The sequence below is a fragment of the Paucibacter sp. KCTC 42545 genome, assembly GCF_001477625.1.
GTDB lineage: Bacteria > Pseudomonadota > Gammaproteobacteria > Burkholderiales > Burkholderiaceae_C > Paucibacter_A.
This window is the reverse complement of the sequence record NZ_CP013692.1, coordinates 410,461-431,513: the sequence shown is the minus strand read 5'-3', so window position 1 is coordinate 431,513 and position 21,053 is coordinate 410,461. Positions and strand designations below refer to the sequence as shown.

Here is a 21,053-nt window from a genome sequence, read left to right as displayed (position 1 = left end):
AGGCTGATCTGTCGCGCAGAAATTCTTGGTCAGTTGGAAGTCGGCGCTAGCCTTGCGGCGCTGCCCGACCCCGCAGAATTATTGTTTTCGCGCTGCCACGACTTCGGCAGGCTGCACCAATTGGCCAGTCTTGTTCGACCAGCTGTTCTTGGTGTAGGTGATGACAGCGGCGATCTCGGTGTCGGACAACTGCTTCCACGCTGGCATCGCGCCATTGTTCTGGCCATTGAGCAGCACCGCGACTTGCTTGAGCTTGTCCTCGTTCAGCACCACGGCCGAGCCATCCAGGGGCTTGATCGGGCCGGCGCCCTTGCCGTCGGGTCGGTGGCAAACCGCGCAGTTGGCGGCATAGACCTTCTCGCCACGGGCGACCAGAGCCGCCTGATCCCAGACCTTGCTTGGATCATCAGCCTTGGCGGCGATTTCCTTCTTCTTGCCATCCACCCAGGCGCTGTAGTCAGCCGCCGACACCACCTTCACGTGGATGGGCATATAGGCATGTTCCTTGCCGCACAACTCGGCGCACTGGCCGTAGTAGTTACCGATCTTCTCGGCCTTGAACCAGGTGTCTCGCACAAAGCCAGGGATGGCATCTTGCTTGACGCCAAAGGCCGGCACCATCCAGGCGTGGATGACGTCGTTGGCGGTGGTGATGATGCGCACCTTCTTGTTGACCGGCACGACCAGCGGGTTGTCGACCTTGAGCAGGTAGTCATCGCCAGCCGGCTTGCCGGCGTCGGACATTTCGCGCTGCGCGGTATCCAAGGTAGCCAGGAAACCAATGCCCTCGCCTTCACCCTTGATGTAGTCGTAACCCCATTTCCACTGGTAGCCGGTGGCCTTGATGGTCAGGTCAGCATTGGTGGTGTCCTTCATGGCCACCACCACCTTGGTGGCCGGCAGGGCCATCAAGATCACGATGATGAAAGGCACGATGGTCCAGGCGATCTCGACCTTGACGCTTTCGTGGAAGTTGGCCGACACCGCGCCCTTGGACTTGCGGTGCTTGAAGATGGAATAGAACATCACGCCGAAAACGGCGACGAAGATCACCAGGCAGATGACCATCATGAAGTTGTGCAACCACATCTGATCCTCGGCAATGCGAGTGACAGGAGGATGCAAATTGATCTGATTGACCGCCGGGCCGCCGGGGAGATCGTTCACGGCGAAAGCCGCTTGTGCGGCCAAACCAGCCACCGAGGCCGTTGCCAACTGCGCCAAGCGCCCTAGCCGACTGGCCCCATTTTTGGCCTGATGCAGTCCTGCGCTCATCGTCTTCATGGTCGTCACTCTTGTCTCCAATTCATCCGTTGGATGTCCTGCCGCCCCGCACTCAAGCAAGGCCGCATCCATGCCATCAAACCGAGATCCAGCAATCCCTCGGAAGGGCAAATGCAGAAAAACAGCTTTGCCCCAATGACTTTTCTTGAGTTAACGCAAGGCCAAAGACATGACCTGACACTAAACTCAGCTGCCACAATTTGTATCAGCGGGCAGTTTAGCTCAGCCCTCGCACAGACAGAGCCGGTGCTTGCCCTGACTCACCTTGTCTTTTGGATCATGGCCCGCATCTGGTCGAGGCTCAAACTCGCCTCCGGCGTGACGCGCAAGTTCGGCACCGGCTTGATGGCGTGGCCGTAGACCAGCTCCACCGTCAGCTTCAGGCGGCCATCAGGGCCACGTAAATCTTCCAAGGCCAGCAGCAAGTCACGCTGCCACGCCCGCCCCCGACAGCCCGCAAACCGCATGGGCGCGATGTTTCCGCCCAAAGCGCGCAAATCTTTCAGCATCGCCTGCGGCTCGGCCCAGGTCAGCGTGAGGCGCTCCTGATCCATCACCGGCTCGGCAAAACCGGCCTGCACCATCAGATCGCCGATGTCATGCATATCCCACCACTCGGGCCCCGGACGCGACCAAGAGCGCGCCGCATAGAGCTGGCGCAGCTCGACAAAACTGTCCGGACCGAGGCAAGAAAACATCACAAAGCCGTCCGTCGCTAAACCCCTATGCCAAAGCGCGAGGATTTGTGGCAGGTCTGCATAGGCATGCAAAGCCATATTGGCCCACAGCAGATCAAACTGCTGATCAGCCGCCAGCGCCTCGGGCGCCAAGACCTGCACCGGCTTGCCACGGGCCAAGACCTGCCACCACGGTTTTTTGTGCTGCTGCAGGCTGCGCAGCAGCAAATCTGCATGCGGCTCCACGCAAACCTGTTGCGCCTGCGGATAGATTTGCGCCAAGGCCGCCGCGCCGCCCCCCAAAAAGGCCGACCATTGCAAGACGCTTTTGGGCTGCATTTTGATGAAGCTGAGGCGTTCGGCCATGCGCTTGGCCACTTCCTCATGCAACCAGGGTGCCCCTTCGGCTTGGGCCAGACGCCGCACTTGGCGCATCACAGCGGTGTTGTCGACCGCTTGGGCCCGTTGGGATGTTTGGCTTCCCTGGTTTCCCTGGATTAAGGGCTCTTGTTCGGTCGTCATGGAAAAGTCTCAGCGCACATGTCCGGCAGTATATTGAGGCCATGGATGCGCGTCTGAGCCGCCCCAGCAAGCCCGTTGCCGGCGCGCGGCTGCTGGCACCATGCCGCAGCCAATGTGCGATCTGCAGACATTGGGCCAGGCAGGCGATCTGCGCCGATTGCCTGCAGCGTTACGCACAGCCAGCCATCCGCTGCTGGACCTGCGCCACGCGCCTACCACCCGGCCTCGTGGCCACGCCTCAGCCCCGCTGCGGACGCTGCCTGCAGCAGCCGCCGCCACTGGACCGCTGCATCGCGGCCCTGGACTACGGCTTTCCCTGGGATGGCCTGCTGCAGCGTTTCAAGTTTCACCAGGGTCTCGAGCTGGGTGCCTGCCTGGTGGATCGCTTGGACGAGGCATTGAGCAGCGCGCAGGCCGCGCGCGCCGACTGGCTGCTGCCCGTACCTTTGACCCCGCAACGCCTGTGCGAACGCGGCTACAACCAAAGCTATGAGTTGGCGCGCCGCCTAGCCCGGCGACAGCGGCTAAAGTGCGAACCCGACTTGCTGCTACGGGTACGCCATACCGAACAACAAGCGCGCCTGAGTTTGCAAGAGCGCGCCGCCAATGTGCGCCGCGCCTTTGCCATCGAACCGCAGCGCGCCAAGGATTTGCACGGCCAGCACATTGCTTTGCTAGATGATGTGATGACCAGCGGCGCCACGCTCTTTGAATTGGCGCGCGTTTTGCGCCAAGCCGGCGCCAGCCATGTGCAAGCCTGGGTACTGGCCCGTACACCCGAACCCGATCAACCCTGATTTTTTGCCCGCCCCACCGCCATGTTCCACATCGTTCTGGTCCACCCGGAAATCCCCCCCAATACCGGCAACATCATTCGCCTGGCTGCCAATACCGGCTGCACCCTGCACCTGATCGAGCCCTTGGGTTTTGCGATGGAGGACAAGCTGCTGCAACGCGCCGGGCTGGACTATCACGAGTACACCGCCGTGCTTCGTCATGCCAGCTGGGAGGCCTTTCTGGCCCAGGCCAAGCCGCAAGCGGACCGACTTTTCGCCTTCACCACCAAGGGCAGCAGGCCCTTCGCGGAAGTGGCCTGGCAGCCGGGCGACTTTCTGGTGTTCGGCTCAGAAACAGCCGGCTTACCGCCGCTGCTGCGCGATCAATTTGCACTGAGCCAGCGGGTGCGCCTGCCCATGCGGCCCGAGCAGCGCAGCCTCAACCTCAGCAATAGCGTGGCAGTGGCGGTGTTTGAGGCCTGGCGGCAGAACGGCTACGCCGGCGGCGCCTGAGGGTCAGTTCACGGCCGCGGCGATTCACGCAGCAATTCATTCAGGCTTGAGGCCAATGGCCTTGATGATCTGCCCCCAATGCTGGCGATCCGAGCGCATTTGCTGCGCCAGGCCTTCCGGCGAGCTGCCGATGGCGCTGAAGTAATGCGTCAGCAGGCGGTTGCGGAACTCATCGCTGCGGATGATGGTTTGCAAGGCCGCGGCCAGCTTCTCGACAATGGCAGCCGGTGTCTTGGCCGGCGCCAGCACGGCTTGCCAGGAAATCGCCTCAAAGCCGGCAAAGCCCTGCTCGGCCAGGGTCGGTAATTCGGCCAAGGCCGCCACACGGCCCAGGCTGCTGACACCCAGCGCCTTCAAGCGCCCTGCCCGCACTTGCGGCATGGCAAGACCTGGCACCATGAAGGCCGCCTGCACCTCGCCATTCAAAATCGCCTGCACCACCTGGGCGAAGCCGGCATAGGGCACATGGCTCAGCGCAATGCCCGCGCGCGATTTGAAAGACTCCATCGCCAGATGGGCCGCACTGCCCAAGCCGACGCTGCCGTAGTTAAGCCCGCCCTTGGCCTGCTTGGCCACGCGTACAAAAGCCGCCAAGTCGCTGGCGCCCAGCTTGGGGTCCACCACCAGCACATTGGGCGAAGAGGCCACCAGGCTGACAGGCAACAGATCCCGCTGCTGCTCATAGGGCAGGCGCAAATTCAACAAGGGCGCGGTGACCAGCGGCCCTTGAATCGTGAACAAAAAAGTGCTGCCGTCGGGCGGTGCAAAGGCTGCCGCCGCCGTGCCGATATTGCCGCCGGCGCCGGGCCGATTGTCGATGATCACCGTCTGATTCAAGGCTTTGGACAGCGGATCGGCCAAGGCGCGGGCCACGATGTCCGGCGAGCTGCCGCCGGGGAATGGCACGATCAGCTTGATCGGCCGGCTTGGCCAGGCCGCTGAAGCTGCAGCAGCCGCAGCCATACTCGGCGAAGCAACTGCGCCAAGACCAGCGAGCAAGAGTTCACGGCGCAGCATGGCTCAGGCTCAAACTTCGGCGCGCGATTGCCGGCTCATCAGCTGATCCACCGCCTCGGCTGGGCTCAAGCGCCCTTCCAGAACGGCCACCACGGCCGCGGCGATGGGCATATCCACGCCTTTGGCCTGGGCGCGCGCCAGCACGGTGGGCGCACTGTAAACACCTTCGGCCACATGGCCCAAGTCGCGCAGAATCTGCGCCAAGGGCAGACCCTCGGCCAACAGCAAACCCACACGGCGGTTGCGGGACAAATCACCGGTTGCCGTCAGCACCAGGTCACCCATGCCCGACAGCCCCATAAAGGTCTCGGCCCGCGCGCCGAGCGCCAAGCCCAGACGCAGCATCTCGGCCAGGCCGCGAGTGATCAGCGCCGCGCGCGCATTCAGGCCCGGCGCCTGGCTGACGTCGCCGCGGCCCTCGGCCAGCAAGCGCAGGCCATCGGCCGTGCCCACCGCGATGGCCATGACGTTCTTGACCGCCCCACCCACCTCCACCCCGACCGGGTCATTGGAGGTGTAGACGCGCAAACGCTCGCTGTGAAAGGCCGCCACGGCGGCTTGCGCCAAAGCCTCGTCTTCGCTGGCGGCGACCAGCGCGGTGGGCTGACCAGCGGCCACTTCCTGGGCAAAACTGGGGCCCGACAAGATGCCAACCCGCAGGCGCGGTTGCACCTCACGCGCAATTTCATGACCCAGCAGGCCGGTGCCTGCCTCAAAGCCTTTGCACACCCACAGCACCTGCGCGCCATCGGGCAAGCCAGCCAACATGCTGCGCAAGGCGGCCATGGGCGTGGCGATGATGATCAAGCCCTGCTGCTGAACGGCATGAGCCACAGCCAAACCCAGATCGGCTTCGATCTGCAAAGCCTCAGGCAGCGCGGCCTCGGGCAGGTAATGCACATTGCAGCGCTGGCTGCGCATCTCGGCCACGGCAGCCGGGTCGCGCGCCCACAACACCACCTCGTGGCGGGCGGCAGCTTGAATCGCCAGGGCCGTGCCCCATGCACCGGCGCCAAGAACTGTGATCTTCATGCAGAGAGATTCAAGAGTAAAAACGCCCCAGGCGCGCAAAGCGACATGGGGCGTGACACACGCAAGCGGGTGTGAACTTAGTTGATGGTCGGTGCGGCAGCCGCTGCTTCGCGCTGGGCTTGCTGAGCTTCGAACATGGCTTGGAAGTTAACTTCCGTCAGCAGCACGGGCGGGAAGCCGGCGCGGGTGCAGACGTCCGACACGATGGCGCGCAGATAGGGGTAAATCATCTGCGGGCAGACGATGCCCAGAATGCCTTCGACCTGCTCTTGCGGCACATGGCGAATCTCGAAGATACCGGCTTGCTTGGCTTCGATCAGGAACAGAGTCTTCTCGCCCACCTTGGTGGTGACGGTGGCGGTCACGCAGACCTCGAACACGCCGTCAGCGACTGGCTCGGCCGACAGGGCCAGATTGATGTCAACCTGGGGTTGCGACTGCTCCAGCAGGATTTGCGGTGCATTGGGTTGCTCCAGCGACAGATCCTTCAGATACATGCGCTGAATCTGGAATACGGGGGTGTTGTTCTCGTCGGCCATGGTGTTTGTCCAAAAATAAAAAGGCCCGCAAACTCCTGCTGCGGGCAGCGGCGCTGATTATGGCCCAGGGTTTATGACGCCCGCGCGGGGGTCTTCACCCTCTTGAGAATTCGGGGAAGCGCCCCAGCCTCAAGTGCCCCAGCATCAAGCGGCTTGCAGCAAAGACTGCAGGCCACCCTTCTGATCCAGCGCGATCAAATCATCGCAACCACCGACATGAGTGTCGCCAATGAAGATTTGCGGCACGGTGCGGCGGCCGGTCAAGGCCATCATGGCCTCGCGCGCGCTGGGGTCCAGGTCGATGCGGATCTCTTCAATCTGCTCCACGCCGCGCTGCTTCAGCAAGGACTTGGCCCGCACGCAGTAGGGGCAGACCTGGGTGGTGTACATCTTCACGGCAGCCATCGTCATCATTCCTCAATCACAGTTCATTCAAGCCGGCTTCACGGCGGGCAAATAGGCGTCTCGCCGGGCGTTCAGAACGCCGGCCCGAAGGGGGCCTTTGGCGAACAGCCCTTCGCCGTTTACGCGGACTTCTCGACCGGCAAATTGGCTTCGCGCCAGGCGTTCAGGCCGCCGGCCAAAGGCTGGGCGTTCTCATAGCCCAGCTTGCGCAGCATGCCAGCTGCGCGGTTGGCGCGTGCGCCGCTTTGGCACACCAACACCAAGGGCAGGGCCTTGTTGCTGGGCAAAGACTTATGGCCTTCCAAGCTGCTAAGCGGAATATTACGGGCGCCCGCCACATGCGACTTGGCGTATTCCTCGGGCTCGCACACATCGATCAGCACCGCTTTCTCGCGGTTGACCAGGCGCACGGCCTCTTGGGTGGAAAGAGCAGCGCCTTGGCCGCCCTTGGCCAGCGCGGGCCAAAGCAAGAGGCCACCAGACGTCACAGCGGCCAAGACCAGAATCCAGTTTTCGAGCAAGAAGTTCAAGGGGTGCGTCCGATTGAGAAAAGACTTCGATTATAGAAAGCTGCGGCAGCTCGGCGAGCGGCGCAAGAAAAAGCCCGTCGGCGGAACCGACGGGCTTGATGCTTGATTGCGAAACCGCCGCAGGCCAAAGCTACCAGCGGGCCGTGCTGACGACCCTGCGATTTAGAGCTTGAAGGTCGCCACCGAGGCTTGCAAGCTAGTGGCCTGCTGTTCCAGGCTGCTGGCCGCAGCTGCAGCCTGCTCCACCAGGGCGGCATTCTGCTGAGTCATTTGATCCAGCTGAACGATGGACTGATTGACCAGCCCGATGCCCTGGCTTTGCTCGCCCGACGCGGCGGTCACCTCGCTGATGATGTCGGAAACCCGCTGCACGCTGGCGACGATCTCATCCATGGTGCTGCCGGCGTTTTGCACCAAGCGGCTGCCCGACTCCACCCGTTCGACGCTGGCGCCGATCAAGGTTTTGATTTCCTTCGCCGCCTCGGCCGAGCGTTGCGCCAGCGAGCGCACTTCCGCCGCCACCACCGCAAAACCACGCCCCTGCTCACCCGCCCGCGCGGCTTCCACCGCGGCGTTCAAGGCCAGGATATTGGTCTGGAAGGCAATGCCATCGATCACGCCAATGATGTCGCTGATCTTCTTGGAGCTGGTGTTGATCTCTTCCATCGTCACCACCACCTGGCTGACCACTTCACCACCGCGGCGTGCCACAGCCGCTGCCGAGCCTGCCAGCTGATTGGCCTGGGCTGCCGACTCAGCGCTGTGACGCACGGTGTCGGTCAGGGTCTGCATATTGCCGCTGGTTTGTTCCAGCGAGGTGGCCTGCTTCTCGGTGCGTACCGAGAGGTCATGGTTGCCCACAGCGATCTCACGCGAGGCGACCGACATCGAGTCAGTGCCTTGACGCACTTCCGACACGATAGACGCCAAGCCTTGCGACATGGCCCGCACCGCAGCCAGCAAGCTGGCATCGGCACCGGGCGCCACCACAATGTTTTGCGACAAATCACCATCAGCCATCTGACGCATCACATCGCGGGCGTATTCAGGCTCGCCGCCCAGCTGGCGCCAGACGCTGCCAATCACCAGGAATGAACCCACGCCCAAGGCCACCACCACCAGCAAACCAGCGATCAGGATGGCCATCAGGCTCGAGGAAACACCGGCATCCGCCTTGGCCAAGCCGCTGTCAAAGCCTTCGACCGCACGGGTGCGAGCGCTCTTCACATCATCATCAAGCGCTTTCAGCGCGGCCTGCATCTTCGGAATGGCACCGGCCTGATCACCCTGCTTGATGCCCAGGAACAATTCGGCCGTGTCCACCGAGGCCGCGAAGTAAGCCTCGAAGCCTTTCTTGAGCTTGGCGCCTGACTCGGCCTGGCCTTCGATCTTCTCGATCGAATCCAACAATTTGCGAATGCTTGTGGCTCGCTCTTTGGCTTCATCAAGACGCTTTTTCTCGCCCTCGGCCACGGCGCTTTGAATCGTGGCGCCCAGAGCTTCCAATTGCGAGGCGAGTTGTGTGGTGGCATCCACCAAGGGATAGTGCACCTCGCCGACCGCAGTGATGGCCGAGGAGGTGCGGGCCGAAAAGCCCCACACCACGGCAATGCCGACAGCGAAGATCAGGGCCGCGAATACCGGCAAGAGCCAGATTCTGGTCTTTACATTCATTCTTAAGCCTCCATATCGGTTGCGCTGCCTGGACAGCGCAACCATGTCTACCCCCGCGGATCAATCCACCGTCAAAACTGCCTTGACCGTGCCGTCCACCGCCGACTTTTCGATGTAGCCGATCGCGTCAGGGTTGGCTGCGACGAACTTCTTCACCTCGGCCGAGCTGGCCATTTCCTTGGGCGGCGTGGCCTTGCCCGAGAACACCAGGCGCGACCAAGCGGCCTTCACTTGGGCGGCTTGCTTGCCGGTGACCTTGGTGTAGAACTGCTCGCGCACTGCAGCCGACTCAGGCTGATCCAGAGCCATGGCCGATGCACCGCTGGGCAGCGTATTGGACTTACCCAAAAAGATGTTGGCGACCTGATCCGCCGTCATGCTGGCGGTCGGGCTCTTGGCATTGACGATCACTGCCACTTGCGCCTGCGTCACACCAGCGCAGCACACGCCCATTGCCAGCACGAACACGCGAAGTCCCGTTGTCATAGTTGTTTTCATAGTCTTTGCTCGCCTTTTAGAAAACCATATCCACAGCCAAGCTGTAGACATTGACAGGCGTATTGCCGAAGGCCGCGGTGGTGCTGCCGAACAAGCCAGGGCCGTCCGGCGTGATGCGCTCATACTGGAACTTCAGGTCGGTATTGCGATAGAAATCCCAACGCACGCCAGCGGCCTTGGTCTTCTGACGCGTGCTCTGGCTTTGCAGCACACCGTCGATCAGCTTGCGCAGATCAGGCGCCAAGCCCGGAACCGGCACGCCAGCCGGGATCACGCTGGTGTTCACATTGCTGCTGTCCTGATGCAACTCCGACAAGGTCACATAAGGCGTGAACTTGCCAAGGCGATAGCCGACCGTCGCAAACCAGCCGGTGGTGCTGGGCACGTAAGAGTCGGTCTTGCGGCGGGTGTATTCCAGCAGCGCCAGCACATTGCCCTGGTCGTAGCCCAGGCCCAGGCCGGTGAAGGTGGCGTGCTTTTTAGTGGCATCCATCTCCTGGCCAACGCTGGCGAACGGAGTCTTGGACAAAGCGGTCACCAAGCCACCCAAGCTGGCATTTTCAACGGTGAGCTTGCCTTGCACATGACCCAGGCGAATGCTGAAACCACCATCCAACTCGGCGGTCGCGTTCAAGCCCACCATGCTGTCGAGCTTGACCTTGCTGCCGGTCACCACCGAGTCAGACTTGCCACCATAGAGCTGGAAAGTCAGCGTGGAGCTGCCCAGCGCCACTTGGTAGTTGGCGTCCGCGCCGTCGAAATGGCTCAGCGGCACCTGGCCGTAAACATCTTGCGGGGGACGCAGCCAGGTGTTGGCATAACCCACGTCACGGAAGTCAGACACGGCAAACAAGGGCGCGCCCATGCGGCCGACCCGCACGCTCAGGGAAGGCGAGAACTGCGCCTTGGCGAAGGCCCATTCAACGGCGGGCTGATAGCTGCCGTAGCCGTTTTGCTTGCTCAGCACCTGTACGGTGGCTGAGAACATCGGGCTGAACTTGGCGCCGACCTGCACGCCGATCTTGGTATCCACATCGGCGCTAACCTCAGTGGTGGCACCTCGCGGCTGACCTGTCAGGCGATAGCGAGCTTCATCGGTGTCGGTTTTCACCACACCCAAAGTGCCGAAGCCTGAGAGGCTGAAGATGGACTCACCCGGTGCCTTGTCTTGGGCTTGCGCCTGCGCACCGATCATGAGAATTCCCAGGGCCAAGGCCGTGGGGCGGAAACGATATGTTGTGGACAACATTTTTTGGGGTTCCTGGTTTACATCAGAGATGGCGGCAGGCATGAGGGGAGTGATTCGCCTGTCGCCCTTTTTCTATCGACTAACGGACCTACAACTTGAACTTCGATTAGACGACTTTCCCCGCCCAATTCCCTGTTTTCCTGGGGTCAACCCGCGTATTTATGCGCGTTCGGCGCTCATTTGCGGCCTATTAGTCAATAGCCCCTAAAATCCGCGCAGCCCGAACCGGGCGGCCTCGAACCCTAACTAGTCCATGTACAAACTCGTGCTCATTCGCCATGGCGAATCCACCTGGAACCTCGAAAACCGCTTTACGGGCTGGACCGATGTCGATCTGACCCCCACTGGCGTCGAACAGGCCAAGCAAGCCGGCCGCTTGCTCAAGGAAGCCGGCTTCGACTTCGACATTACCTACACCTCCGTGCTCAAGCGCGCCATCTGGACGCTGTGGCACACCCTGGACCAGATGGACCGCACCTGGTTGCCGGTGGTGCACAGCTGGCGCCTCAACGAGCGCCACTATGGCGGCCTGCAAGGCCTCAACAAGGCCGAAACTGCCAAGCAGTATGGCGACGACCAAGTGCTGGTCTGGCGCCGCAGCTACGACACCCCGCCGCCAGCGCTGGAGGCCACCGATCCGCGCAGCGAGCGCGGCGATCTGCGCTACGCCAAGATGAACCCACAAGACATTCCGCTGACCGAATGCCTGAAGGACACCGTCGAGCGCGTGCTGCCCTTCTGGAACGACAGCGTGGCGCCAGCCATCAAGCTGGGCAAGCGCGTCGTCATCGCCGCCCACGGCAATAGCATCCGTGCGCTGGTGAAGTATTTGGACAATATCGCGGACGACGCCATCGTCGGCGTCAACATCCCCAACGGCATCCCGCTGGTCTACGAGTTGGACGCCGACCTGAAGCCGATCCGCAGCTACTACCTGGGTGACGCCGACGCGGCAGCCAAGGCGGCAGCGGCCGTGGCCAGCCAGGGCAAGGCCTAAGTCAGGCTCAGTGCTGGCCTAGTGCAGGTCTGATTCAGGCCCGATTCAGGCCAAAGGGTGGGTCTCACGACCCGCCCCGCCCTGCCAGCGTTTTACACAAAGCGACGCAAGGTTTCAGCCAGCAGCGGCACGATGCTGACCGCATTGCTGGCATGCGGCACGCTATTGCTGCTCCACACATGGCGCACGCCGGCAGCGTGCAGATCGGCCACCGCTGCGCCATTGAAGAGGGCATGCGTCACGGCCACATCCACCGTGCGGGCACCACGCGCCAGCAGGCCCTGGGCCGCGCCGATCAGGGTGCGGCCGGTACTGGCCATATCGTCCAGCAAGACCAAGGCGCGGCCGTCCACAGGCACATCCGGCAAGGCCAGACTGACTTGGGCGTCGCCATGGCGCACCTTGCTGCCGATGGCGTGATCCAGACCCGCGGCATGCGCCGCCTCACGCACCCATTGGCCCGATTCTTCATCCGGCCCTAACAGCAAGGCACCTGGCACCTGCTCGGCCACCCAGCGCCCCAGCAAGCCAGCAGCCGAGAGGGCCAGCCCTGCTCCGGCAGGCATCACCTCGTCCAGATGGTTGATGCGGTGCAGATGCGGGTCAATCGTCAGCACATGGTCGAAGAACTGGCTCAGCAGGCGCGCGATATGGCGCTGGCTGACGGCTTCGCCGGGCGTGAATTCCATGTCCTGGCGCATATAGGCCAGATAGGGCGCAATCAGCAACAGGCGCTGCGCGCCTAGGTCGCGAGCGGTAGGCGCCGCGATCATCAACTCGGTCAGCTTTTCATTCGGCTGCTGCAGGCCGCGCAGCAGCAACACGGTGGGCGGCAAGGGCGTGGGCAGCACCAAGCGGAACTCACCATCGGGAAAGCGGTGACGGCGGATGAACTTCAAAGGCAGGCCCAGGCCCTGCGCCAATTCATCGGCAAGAATGGCTTCCTCCTCGAAAGCCAACAAAACTGCATTTGGATTCATGGCCTGACTTTAGCCCGTCAATGCCGCGCCATGCCTTGCATGATCTCATCGCGCACATGCTCGGCCAGCGCGCGGCGGTCGGCATGGCTGGTGCTCATGGACATCAGCACATCAACGCGCACGCTCAAGCCCCGCGCCTTCAGCACCGCCCACAGGCTTTGAACCAAGGTGGTGCCACCGATGAACTGAGCCGCCGTGCTGAAGCGCATGCCGGGCTCCGACCAGCGCAAGGCCAAGGGCTGCAAGGGCACATCGGTCGAGATGGCGGCCTGCAGCAGATTGCCGTGGAAGCCCAAAGGCTCGGGGCCAGGCCCGGTCGTGCCCTCCGGGAACACCGCCACCGTGTCACCATTCTTGAGCGCCTCGGCCATCTGGTGCACCACCCGTAGGGCGTCGCGTTTGCTGGCGCGCTCGATGAACAAAGTGCCCACGCCGTCCACCATCAAACCGACCACCGGCCAATCACGCACATCGGCTTTGGAGACAAAGCGCGCCTCCGGCACCACCGCGTGCACGGCCGCAATGTCCAGCCAGGACACATGGTTGGCAACGATCAATTTGGCCCCAGGCCGAGGTGTGCCGCTGGTTTCCAGGCTGACGCCCAGAATGCGCAGCATCTCGCCCGACCAACGCTTGACCTCCACATGACGGCGCGCCGTACTCAAGGTGGCGAAGCGCAGCCGGATCAGAACCACGCCCCAGAGCAAATGCAGGCACAAACGAAATAGGCGCCCCAGGGCGACAAGGGTGCGCATCAGGTTCAGGCGTGGCCGGCCGCAGAGCCAAGCACATGGCCAGCTTCAAAGGCGATATGCCCCGCCACCACCGTCATGCGCACCTGAGCCGGCAGCTCGAAGCCGCTGGTCTCAAACGCGAACGGAGTGTGCTTGCCCTGGCTGCTCAAGGCATCGGGCGTCACCGCCCAGCTGGCCTTGTCGTCAAACACGCAGACATCGGCCACACCACCCACCACCAGGCGGCCAGCGCTGGCGGCCAGCGAACCCAGGGCATCGCCCAGCACGCTCACTGGCTTGGCGGTGATCACGCCCAGCGCCTGGCTCAAAGGCAAGCCGCCGTCCTGAGCCCAACGCAGAGCCAGGCTCAAGAGCAGTTCCAGCCCGGTCGCACCCGGCGTGGCTTCGGCGAAAGGCACATTCTTTTCATCCGCCGCGACCGGCATATGGTCGCTGACCAAAGCGTCCAGCGTGCCATCGGCCAGGCCGGCGCGCAGCGCGTCGCGGTCACGGCCCTGGCGCAGCGGCGGCGTCAGGCGCATGGCGGGATTGAAGTAGCCAATGTCCACATCGGTGAGATGCAGGGAGTTGATGGACACATCGGCCGTCACCGCCAGGCCTTCCTTCTTGGCCGCGCGAATCAGGGCCACGCCGGCGGCGCTGGAAATGCGGCAGAGGTGGACGCGGGCGCCGGTGGCGCGCATCAGCTCAAAAATGGTGTGCAGGGCCACGGTCTCGGCCATCACCGGCACGCCGGACAGGCCCAAGCGCGTGGCCACCGCGCCGCTGGCCGCCACGCCGTTGCCGAGGTAGGCGTCATGCGGGCGCAGCCAGACCGTGTAGCCGTAGGTGGCGGCATACATCAGGGCACGGTTCAGCACCAAGGTGTCGCGCACCGGGGACTCGGCCTGCGAGAAGCCGATGCAACCTGCCTCGGTCAGCTCGGCCATTTCGGTCAGCGAATCACCGCGCAGATCTTTGGTTAGTGCGCCAAGAGGAAACAGCCGGCAGCGGCTCAGCTTGCGGGCGCGGAACTTGAGCATCTCCACCAGGCCGGGCTCGTCCAGCACCGGGTCGGTGTCGGGCGGGCAGACCAGGCTGGTGACACCGCCGGCCGCTGCTGCGGCCAACTCGCTCTCCAACATGCCCTCGTGCTCATGGCCGGGCTCGCGCAGGCGCGCGGCCAGATCAACCAGGCCGGGGGCGACGATCAGGCCGCTGGCATCGACGATGCGGTCAGCAGCGAACTCGGTCGGCTCACCCAGGGCAACGATGCGGCCGGCCGCGATGGCCAGATCACCAACACGGTCCAGGCCGGAGGCGGGGTCGATAAGGCGACCACCCTTGATCAAAATCTTCATGCTTCGTTTCCAGCGAGGATGGACATCACGGCCATGCGAACGGCGATGCCGAAGGTCACCTGCGGCAAGATCACGCTCTGCAAGCCATCGGCCACGGTGGAGGCGATTTCTACGCCACGATTGATGGGGCCCGGGTGCATGACGATGGCGTCAGGCTTGGCCAGCGCCAGCTTCTCGGGCGTGAGGCCAAAGTTCTTGAAGAACTCGCCGGCGCTGGGCAGCATGGCGCCGCTCATGCGCTCGTTCTGCAGGCGCAGCATGATGATCACATCGGCGCCGCGCACACCTTCGGCCATATCGTGGCAAACGCGCACGCCCATCTCGCGCAAATCACCCGGCACCAAGGTCTTGGGGCCAACGGCACGGATCTCGGGCACACCCAGAATATTCAGCGCATGAATGTCGGAGCGAGCCACGCGCGAATGCACGATGTCGCCGACGATGGCCACGGTGAGGTTCTTGAAGTCTTTCTTGAAATGCCGGATCGTGTACATGTCCAGCAAGCCCTGCGTCGGGTGCGCGTGGCGGCCGTCACCGGCGTTGACCACATGCACATGCGGCGCGCAATGCTGGGCGATCAGATAGGGCGCGCCCGACTCGCTGTGGCGCACCACGAACATATCGGCATGCATGGCCGAAAGATTGGCCACCGTGTCCAGCAAGGTCTCGCCCTTGGCGGTGCTGGAGCGGGCGATGTCCAGATTCAGCACATCGGCTGACAGGCGCTTGGCCGCGATTTCGAAGGTGGTGCGGGTGCGGGTGCTGTTCTCGAAGAACAGATTGAACACCGACTTGCCGCGCAGCAAGGGCACTTTCTTGACCTCGCGGTCATTCACCGACAGGAATGTGCCGGCGGTGTCAAGGATCTGGTGAATGATGGCCTGGGGCAGACCTTCAACGGAGAGCAGGTGAACCAGCTCGCCGTGCTTGTTGAGTTGCGGATTTCGCTTGGACAACACGATGAATCCCCTTATTTGATGTCGAAACTGAAGCGGCCGGTCTCATCCTTGGCCAGGCGCAGGCGCTGGGCCGCGTCCAGATGGATGCGGGCGGCGGAAAAGGCCGGCTCGATCGGCAGCTCGCGCCCGCCCCGGTCCACCAGCACGGCCAGGGTGACGCTGGCCGGGCGGCCGAAATCAAACAGCTCGTTGATCACCGCCCGCGTGGTGCGGCCGGTGAACAGCACATCGTCCACCAAGATCAGCGGGCGGCCATTCACATCGAAAGGCAGCTTGGTGTGGTCAGCGCTGGCCGCCATGCCTTTGGAGCCGAAATCATCGCGGTGCAGGCTGCTGGAAATCACGCCGGCGGTGCCCACCAGGCCCAGATCTTTTTGCAAACGCTCGGCCAACCAAGCGCCACCGGACCAGATGCCCACCAAGGCACTGTCGGGCTTGCTCAGCAGCAGTTTTTGCACGCCGCGCAACAGGTCGGCGTAAAGCGCCTCGGCATCGAGAAGTAAGGTCGTCACGAGGTCTCCCGGAAAAATTGTTCAAGAATCAAAGCAGCAGCGGCGGCGTCGACATCGCGCACGCCATAACTTTCCGCTTCAACAGATGTGTAGCGCTCGTCCACCTCGTGGACGGCCAGACGGAAGCGGCTTTTCAGCTGGCGGCCGAATTTGCGCGCGCGCAGGGTCATCTCATGCTCGGCGCCGTCGGGGTGACGCGGCACGCCGATCACCAGGGCGTCGGGCTGCCATTCTTTGATCAGCCTGTCGATCGCCAGCATGCGGGCCTCGCCCTCCAGCGCCAGGCTTTTCAAGGGCTCGGCGGTCTGCGTGAAGCGGCTGCCGGTGGCAACACCGGTGCGCTTGGTGCCGAAATCAAAGGCCAGAAAGGTCTGTTGCTGCTGTGGCGCTGGGGTAGCGCTCATCATGCGTGGCCGGCCTCTTGGCTCAGCATGCGCGGATCAACACCCAACAGGCCCAGGGCGCGCTCGTAGCGCAGCTCCACCGGCGTGTCGAAGATGATGTCCGGCGAGGCATCCACGGTCAGCCAACCATTGCGACCGATTTCTTCTTCCAACTGGCCGGCGGCCCAGCCGCTATAGCCCAGCGTGACCAGAATGCGCTTGGGGCCGGCGCCGTTGGACAAGGCCTCCAGCACATCGCGGCTGGTGGTCATCTCCAAGCCACCTGGCACGGCCAGGGTGGCGTTGTAATGCCCGCCCTTGGCGTCCAACGGCTCGTGTAGCACAAAGCCGCGCTCGGTCTGCACCGGGCCACCGTAAAAAACAGGGGTATCGGCCAAGGCTTGTTGCGGCGGGCTCAGTTCCACCTTTTCGAACAAACTGCCCAGCGTCAGGGCGATGGGCTTGTTGATCACCAGACCCAGGGCGCCCTTCTCGTTGTGCTCGCACATATAGATGACGCTGCCGGCAAAAGCGTCGTCAGCCATGCCGGGCATGGCAATCAGGAATTGGTTTGCGAGGTCTATCCGGTCTTGGCTCATGCAGCTATTTTATTCGTCGGCGACACTGCTGCCATGATGAATCGTTTGGATCGCGTTTTACTCTGGTTCCGGCGTGACTTGCGTGTCGAAGATCAAGCCGCCCTCTATCACGCTTGCCGCGCCGGCAAGGCAGTGTTTTGCGTCTTCGTGCTGGACCAAGACATCCTCGCCGCCCTGCCCCGCAGCGACCGCCGTGTGGTCTTCATCCTGGAGTCCTTGCGGGTACTGGATGCGCAGCTGCGCGAGCTCTGCCCGGGCGCCGGCCTGATCGTGCGGCATGGCTCGGCCTCGGAAGAAGTGCCGAAGCTGGCGGCCGAATTGGGCGTGCAGGCGGTGTTCTGCAACCACGATGACGAGCCGGCAGCGCTGGCCCGCGACGCCCTGGTGGCCCAGCGCCTGGCCAGCTTTGCCTGTGGCTTCGAGACCTTCAAAGACCATGTGATCTTCGAGCGCAGCGAGGTGCTGACCGCACAGGGCAAGCCTTACGGCGTGTTCACGCCCTACAAAAACGCCTGGCTGCGCAAGCTCAATGATTTCTACCTGCGCGCTTATCCGGTGGCGCGCCATGCCGCTGCACTGGCCGCCACACCGCTGGCCAAAGGCGTTCCCACCTTGGCCGAGATTGGCTTTGAGCCGGCCGAACTCAACCCGATCTTGATGCGAGGCAGCCTGGGCGCCGCCGATTTGTTCGATGAATTTCTGGAGCGCATCGAACGCTATGACCGTAGCCGCGACTTCCCCGCCATCAAAGGCCCCAGCTACCTCAGCGTGCATCTGCGCTTTGGCACGATTTCAATCCGGCAATTGGCCCGCGCGGCCTGGGCGCGCATGCAAGCGGGTGAGAAAGGGGCCGAGATCTGGCTGGCCGAGCTGATCTGGCGCGATTTCTATCACCAGCTGATGCACCACCACCCGCATGCCATGCACGCCGCCTTCCGCGCCGAATACGACGCGATTGCCTGGGAGGCCGGCCCCAACGCCGACAGCCGCTTCGCCGCCTGGTGCGAAGGCCGCACCGGCTACCCGCTGGTGGATGCGGCCATGCTGCAACTTAATCAAACCGGCTATATGCACAACCGCCTGCGCATGGTGACGGCGAGCTTTTTGATCAAAGACTTGGGCATCAGCTGGCAACGCGGCGAGGCCTACTTTGCCGAACAACTGCTGGACTTTGACCTCGCCGCCAACAATGGCGGTTGGCAATGGGCGGCCTCCAGCGGCTGCGATGCGCAGCCCTGGTTCCGCATCTTCAACCCGGTCACGCAGAGCGAAAAGTTCGACGCCGAGGGCCGCTTCATCACCCGCTATCTGCCGCAATTGACCAAACTGCCTGCCAAGCTGCGGCATGCGCCCTGGACCGCCAAGCCGCTGGAATTGCAGGCTTGCGGCTTGGTGCTGGGGCGCGACTATCCAGCTCCCATCGTCGACCACGCCGAGGCCAGGGAGCAGACCCTGGCGCGTTACGCCGTGGTCAAGAGCCGGGCATTGCCGCCAGGCTAGCCGTCGCGGGCTTCAGGGCCACGGCCGGGGCGCTGAACTGGCCGTAGGGCGATTGCCAGCGCGCCAGAATGTCCTGGTATTGCGCACTCCAGTGGCGCAAGCCATCTGGCTTGCCATCCAGCACATCATTCAGAAAGGCCAAGGCTAGCTCCTGGGTGGCTTGCTTGGCGCGGGGGTTGAGCGCGGTGCCGCCGGTGATGCCACGGTCGGTGAACATGCTGTGCGAGCCGCCTTCAAACACGGCCAACACCTTGCGCGCATCGTGCCCGGTAGCATCAAACAAGGCCAGGCGGTCGCTGGCGTCCGAGAAGTAGCCGGGGACGCGGATCACATCCTCGGTCGCGGTGATGTGCAGGGTCGGAATGGCGATCGGCCCAGTGATGGGGCGCACATCACCATCGCCGTAGAAAGGCGGTGCCGAGATCACGATGGCCGCTTTGAAGCGCGGATCGCGCAGATCCAGCGTGTGGCCCTGGCGCGTCACCTGGGCACCGGCCAGCAGCAAAGTGGTGTTGGCACCGTAGGAATGACCGGCTGCGACGATGCGCTCGGGGTCGATCAGCGCGGCGCGCTCGCTGTGCAGCAACGTGTCCAGCGCGAATTTCACATCCGCCACCCGGCTGATGGCCTCGCCCTCTTGCGCCGCCGCCTGCAGGCGCGACACCAGTTGCAGCGGATTGCCCATCCAGACCTGCTGGCGGTCACTGCCGATATGTTGCACATGCAAGCTGGCATAACCCTGGCGCGCGAAGTAGGCGCCCAGATAGCTGTAGCCACGGCGCGAGCCGCCAATGCCGTGCGAATACACTACCAGCGGCACCGCTTGCCCCGCCACGGCCTGGGCGGGCCAGTACAGGCGCACCGGCACATCGCGCTGGCGGCTCTCATCACGCCAGTCCATCTCTATCACTTGGGCGCCTTCGGCCACTGCCGTCTGCGCATAGCTGCTCAGTGTGTCCGTCGGCCCGATCGCCGTCGGCGTGGTGTTGCAACCCGCCAGCAGCAAGCTCGCCGCCAACAGGCATGTCAAACCAGATCTCAGCATGTCCCGATCCTTCCCAGCAAGCTCGAAAGAGAGCAGCTGGGGTCAGACTAACGCAGATTCAAGGGCAGCGCTGCCCCGAACAGGGTAGCGAAACATTGCGAAACACAAGCTGAGTTCGCAACGCGAGCGAGCCAGAGAGTTCAGGCGCTCAGAACAGCTCCACCGCGCTGGCACGAGATTCTTCTTGCAGATGCCCGGCCTGCACCAGGTCGGCATGGCTATTGACCTGGTTGCGCCCGGCTTGCTTGGAGAAATACACCGCCTTGTCGGCTCGGTCAAAGGCCGAGCTGGGCGAATCCCCCGGCTTCACCAGGGTGAAGCCCACGCTGACCGTGATGTGGCCGACTTGCGGAAAGAGATAGTTTTCGGTGTTCTGGCGCAGGCGCTCGAAAGCCTGGGCTGCATCTTGCGGATCGTCGCAACGCATCAGGGCCACAAACTCCTCGCCGCCGAAGCGATAGAGCAGATCATGGAAGCGGAAGCTGCTGCGCATCAGGCGCGACAGCAGCAGCAAGACCTCATCGCCGATCAAGTGGCCGAAGTTGTCGTTGACGCGCTTGAAATGGTCGATGTCGATCACGCCCAGGTAATGCTGGGGGTGCGGCCCATCATGGCGGCGCCCGTCATCCGGCTGGGCGCTGTGCTTGAGCGAGGGCGCCTCGCTAACGGCCTTGAGAAAGCTGTCCTCGAAGGTCTTGCGGTTGAGCAGACCGGTCAGGGTGTCACGCTCGCTGTAGTCCAGCAAGCCTTGGAAATTGTGATAAATGCGCAGCACGCCGCCGACGATGCGCTGCAAATTAGGCGCTAAGGCCTCGCTGGTTTCGATTTCCACCACGCCCACCACTTCGCGGTCGGTGGCAATCGGAAACAGAGCCAGCCAATGGTTGCCAGCGGGCAGCTGCAGCATCTTGCGGTTGTGCAAGCATTCCAGCCGGGCCGGGAAGTCAGATGCCAAAGGCAGGCGCGCGCTTTCGGCCCACAGCGGGTCGGCGGTGGGGACCGCATCACCTTGTGCCAAGCGAGCACGAGTCAACCAGCGCTCTTCACCAGGCTCGCCCACACAGCGGTAAATGGCAACCGACAAGGGCTCCAGCAACTCGCGCAGCGCCGTGACCAGCGTGACGTCCATCACATCGCGATCGCGAAACCCCGTCATTTCCGCCAGATGATCTACGACTTCGGACATGGTGTTCCCTGCCTCATGGTTGAGGCTTCAGCAGCGTTTCCCCCTGTGCGCCGGCGTTCTTAGACCCCTGGCACCCCCAAG

Annotated in this window: 23 protein-coding genes; 4 read left to right on the top strand and 19 right to left on the bottom strand. The window is 63.1% G+C overall.

The features are described from left to right. Window positions 1–78: 78 nt before the first annotated feature. On the bottom strand, window positions 79–1,284 hold the full coding sequence (gene coxB / locus AT984_RS01930) for a cytochrome c oxidase subunit II (RefSeq protein ID WP_082679707.1): 1,206 nt from the start codon (window positions 1,282–1,284) through the stop codon (window positions 79–81). A gap of 260 nt (window positions 1,285–1,544) precedes the next feature. Then, entirely contained in the window at window positions 1,545–2,396 is an 852-nt protein-coding gene (locus AT984_RS01925; protein ID WP_058718666.1) for a methyltransferase domain-containing protein, read from the bottom strand. Between the two features lie 314 nt (window positions 2,397–2,710). Between AT984_RS01925 and AT984_RS01920 the strand changes: the two genes are divergently transcribed. Together AT984_RS01920 and trmL are read left to right on the top strand one after the other, a co-directional pair. Next, window positions 2,711–3,280, top strand: coding sequence for a ComF family protein (locus AT984_RS01920; RefSeq protein WP_231741500.1), 570 nt, complete (start codon window positions 2,711–2,713; stop codon window positions 3,278–3,280). 21 nt (window positions 3,281–3,301) lie between these two features. Then, window positions 3,302–3,772 carry a tRNA (uridine(34)/cytosine(34)/5-carboxymethylaminomethyluridine(34)-2'-O)-methyltransferase TrmL gene (gene trmL, locus AT984_RS01915; RefSeq protein WP_058718664.1) on the top strand — a complete coding sequence of 157 codons (471 nt, stop codon included), beginning with the start codon at window positions 3,302–3,304 and terminating at the stop codon, window positions 3,770–3,772. Between the two features lie 36 nt (window positions 3,773–3,808). On the opposite strand, the gene AT984_RS01910 is transcribed toward trmL, so the two are convergent. The 8 genes from AT984_RS01910 to AT984_RS01875 all read right to left on the bottom strand — a co-directional run bounded on the left by AT984_RS01910 (window position 3,809) and on the right by AT984_RS01875 (window position 10,716). Continuing rightward, window positions 3,809–4,789 carry a Bug family tripartite tricarboxylate transporter substrate binding protein gene (locus AT984_RS01910; protein WP_058718663.1) on the bottom strand — a complete coding sequence of 327 codons (981 nt, stop codon included), beginning with the start codon at window positions 4,787–4,789 and terminating at the stop codon, window positions 3,809–3,811. 9 nt (window positions 4,790–4,798) lie between these two features. Further along, a complete protein-coding gene (locus AT984_RS01905; protein WP_058718662.1) occupies window positions 4,799–5,821 on the bottom strand; it encodes an NAD(P)H-dependent glycerol-3-phosphate dehydrogenase in 1,023 nt (340 codons plus the stop codon). 77 nt (window positions 5,822–5,898) lie between these two features. Continuing rightward, the gene (secB, locus tag AT984_RS01900) at window positions 5,899–6,360 is read right to left on the bottom strand and encodes a protein-export chaperone SecB (protein ID WP_058718661.1); all 462 of its coding nucleotides are present in this window, start codon (window positions 6,358–6,360) and stop codon (window positions 5,899–5,901) included. 144 nt (window positions 6,361–6,504) lie between these two features. Continuing rightward, complete coding sequence (gene grxC, locus AT984_RS01895) at window positions 6,505–6,765, bottom strand: glutaredoxin 3 (RefSeq protein WP_058722016.1); 261 nt, start codon at window positions 6,763–6,765, stop codon at window positions 6,505–6,507. Window positions 6,766–6,884: 119 nt separating this feature from the next. Next, window positions 6,885–7,295: a rhodanese-like domain-containing protein gene (locus AT984_RS01890; protein WP_058718660.1), complete on the bottom strand. Its 411-nt coding sequence runs from the start codon at window positions 7,293–7,295 to the stop codon at window positions 6,885–6,887. A gap of 162 nt (window positions 7,296–7,457) precedes the next feature. Beyond that, a complete protein-coding gene (locus AT984_RS23815; RefSeq protein ID WP_058718659.1) occupies window positions 7,458–8,969 on the bottom strand; it encodes a methyl-accepting chemotaxis protein in 1,512 nt (503 codons plus the stop codon). A gap of 60 nt (window positions 8,970–9,029) precedes the next feature. Then, on the bottom strand, window positions 9,030–9,455 hold the full coding sequence (locus tag AT984_RS01880) for a hypothetical protein (RefSeq protein ID WP_058718658.1): 426 nt from the start codon (window positions 9,453–9,455) through the stop codon (window positions 9,030–9,032). Window positions 9,456–9,483: 28 nt separating this feature from the next. After that, window positions 9,484–10,716 carry a porin gene (locus AT984_RS01875; protein WP_156421853.1) on the bottom strand — a complete coding sequence of 411 codons (1,233 nt, stop codon included), beginning with the start codon at window positions 10,714–10,716 and terminating at the stop codon, window positions 9,484–9,486. A 253-nt stretch (window positions 10,717–10,969) separates the two neighbouring features. Between AT984_RS01875 and gpmA the strand changes: the two genes are divergently transcribed. Beyond that, complete coding sequence (gene gpmA, locus AT984_RS01870; protein ID WP_058718656.1) at window positions 10,970–11,713, top strand: 2,3-diphosphoglycerate-dependent phosphoglycerate mutase; 744 nt, start codon at window positions 10,970–10,972, stop codon at window positions 11,711–11,713. Between the two features lie 92 nt (window positions 11,714–11,805). Here the strand turns inward: gpmA and AT984_RS01865 are convergent, their stop codons facing one another. Genes AT984_RS01865 through AT984_RS01835 form a run of 7 tightly spaced genes read right to left on the bottom strand, consistent with a single transcriptional unit; the run spans window position 11,806 to window position 17,241 of the window. Then, complete coding sequence (locus AT984_RS01865) at window positions 11,806–12,693, bottom strand: ribose-phosphate diphosphokinase (RefSeq protein WP_058718655.1); 888 nt, start codon at window positions 12,691–12,693, stop codon at window positions 11,806–11,808. Between the two features lie 17 nt (window positions 12,694–12,710). Further along, a complete protein-coding gene (locus tag AT984_RS01860) occupies window positions 12,711–13,448 on the bottom strand; it encodes a lysophospholipid acyltransferase family protein (protein ID WP_058718654.1) in 738 nt (245 codons plus the stop codon). Window positions 13,449–13,453: 5 nt separating this feature from the next. Then, window positions 13,454–14,788, bottom strand: a complete 1,335-nt coding sequence (locus tag AT984_RS01855; RefSeq protein WP_058718653.1) for a dihydroorotase — start codon at window positions 14,786–14,788, stop codon at window positions 13,454–13,456. Beyond that, the gene (locus AT984_RS01850) at window positions 14,785–15,747 is read right to left on the bottom strand and encodes an aspartate carbamoyltransferase catalytic subunit (protein WP_058718652.1); all 963 of its coding nucleotides are present in this window, start codon (window positions 15,745–15,747) and stop codon (window positions 14,785–14,787) included. The genes AT984_RS01855 and AT984_RS01850 overlap by 4 nt, the downstream gene beginning before the upstream one ends. Before the next feature lie 11 nt (window positions 15,748–15,758). Beyond that, a complete protein-coding gene (pyrR, locus tag AT984_RS01845; protein WP_058718651.1) occupies window positions 15,759–16,259 on the bottom strand; it encodes a bifunctional pyr operon transcriptional regulator/uracil phosphoribosyltransferase PyrR in 501 nt (166 codons plus the stop codon). Next, window positions 16,256–16,663 carry a Holliday junction resolvase RuvX gene (ruvX, locus tag AT984_RS01840; RefSeq protein ID WP_058722015.1) on the bottom strand — a complete coding sequence of 136 codons (408 nt, stop codon included), beginning with the start codon at window positions 16,661–16,663 and terminating at the stop codon, window positions 16,256–16,258. Before ruvX ends, pyrR begins: the two co-directional genes overlap by 4 nt. Further along, on the bottom strand, window positions 16,663–17,241 hold the full coding sequence (locus tag AT984_RS01835) for a YqgE/AlgH family protein (RefSeq protein ID WP_058718650.1): 579 nt from the start codon (window positions 17,239–17,241) through the stop codon (window positions 16,663–16,665). Before AT984_RS01835 ends, ruvX begins: the two co-directional genes overlap by 1 nt. A gap of 33 nt (window positions 17,242–17,274) precedes the next feature. Between AT984_RS01835 and AT984_RS01830 the strand changes: the two genes are divergently transcribed. Then, the gene (locus AT984_RS01830) at window positions 17,275–18,741 is read left to right on the top strand and encodes a cryptochrome/photolyase family protein (RefSeq protein WP_058718649.1); all 1,467 of its coding nucleotides are present in this window, start codon (window positions 17,275–17,277) and stop codon (window positions 18,739–18,741) included. Here AT984_RS01830 and AT984_RS01825 read toward each other — a convergent pair. Next, on the bottom strand, window positions 18,713–19,786 hold the full coding sequence (locus tag AT984_RS01825) for an alpha/beta hydrolase family protein (RefSeq protein ID WP_082679705.1): 1,074 nt from the start codon (window positions 19,784–19,786) through the stop codon (window positions 18,713–18,715). The two genes, AT984_RS01830 and AT984_RS01825, sit on opposite strands and share 29 nt — an antisense overlap. A gap of 148 nt (window positions 19,787–19,934) precedes the next feature. Then, on the bottom strand, window positions 19,935–20,972 hold the full coding sequence (locus AT984_RS01820; protein WP_058718647.1) for a GGDEF domain-containing protein: 1,038 nt from the start codon (window positions 20,970–20,972) through the stop codon (window positions 19,935–19,937). Window positions 20,973–21,053: the final 81 nt, after the last annotated feature.